Origin of the sequence: Pedobacter sp. Hv1, from assembly GCF_001412215.1 — a bacterium.
Lineage (GTDB): Bacteria > Bacteroidota > Bacteroidia > Sphingobacteriales > Sphingobacteriaceae > Pedobacter.
Map to the genome: position 1 here is coordinate 1 of NZ_LLWP01000018.1, position 1,342 is coordinate 1,342.

General features: G+C 42.0%; 1 protein-coding gene. It reads left to right on the plus strand.

Going from position 1 to position 1,342, the window contains the following annotated elements; genetic code table 11:
* The coding region (locus AQF98_RS21725; protein WP_152969793.1) for a TraG family conjugative transposon ATPase at positions 1–1,342 on the plus strand (1,342 nt) is incomplete at both ends.

Here is a 1,342-nt window from a genome sequence, read left to right on the forward strand (position 1 = left end):
ACCGGAGCGACTGTCGTTTATCATTCGCTGCTCCTGTGGGATTACTCCTTAGCTGTAACCATATCTACAACCAATACTTGTTTTTGGATAACAGCGAAGCCAACCTACAAAAGTTTGAGAAGTCCGCAAGGAATATGCACTCACTGGCAAGGTATAGCCGTGCCAACCAGATCAACAAAGAGTGGATAGAAAAATACCTGAATGAAGCACATTCGTTCGGTCTTTCTTCCGTAAGAGCACACTTCAACATTATGGCGTGGTCGGAAGACCCTGCGGAACTGAAACAGCTAAAAAATGATTGTGGTAGTGCTTTAGCATTGATGGAATGTAAACCCAGACACAACACTACGGATGTAGCAACATTGTACTGGGCAGGAATGCCGGGTAATGCAGGTGATTTTCCCGCAGAGGAAAGTTTTTACACGTTTATTGAGCCTGCATTGTGCTTTTTTACGGAAGAAACCAATTACCACAATTCGCCATCACCATTTGGTATCAAGATGGCTGACCGCCTGACTGGAAAACCTATCCATTTGGATATTTCGGACTTGCCGATGAAACGTGGAATTATTACCAACCGTAACAAGTTTATACTTGGTCCCTCGGGAAGTGGTAAATCGTTTTTCACAAACCACATGGTAAGGCAATACTACGAACAGGGCGCTCACGTATTGCTCGTAGATACCGGAAATTCCTATCAGGGTTTATGTGAACTCATTAAGGGAAAGACGAAAGGTGAAGACGGTGTGTACTTCACTTATACAGAAGACAATCCCATTGCCTTTAACCCTTTCTATACCGATGACGGCGTTTTCGACATTGAAAAGAGAGAAAGTGTCAAGACTTTGATACTCACACTCTGGAAACGTGATGATGAACCGCCAACCCGTTCAGAAGAAGTGGCTTTATCAAATGCAGTAAGCGGATATATCGAAAGAATAAAATCGGACGATGTTTACCCATCATTCAACGGCTTCTATGAGTATGTAAAAGGCGATTACCGCAAGGTATTGGAGGAAAAGCAGGTAAGGGAAAAGGACTTTGATATTGCCAATTTTCTCAACGTACTCGAACCTTACTACAAAGGTGGTGAGTACGATTATTTGCTGAACTCCGATAAGCAGTTAGATCTGCTTTCTAAACGCTTTATCGTATTTGAAATTGATGCGATTAAAGACCACAAAATCCTCTTTCCCATAGTTACTATCATTATTATGGAAGTTTTCATCAACAAGATGCGTAGGCTGAAAGGTATCCGTAAGCTCATACTGATTGAAGAAGCGTGGAAGGCAATTGCCAAAGAAGGAATGGCAGAATACATCAAGTATTTGTTTAAAACCGT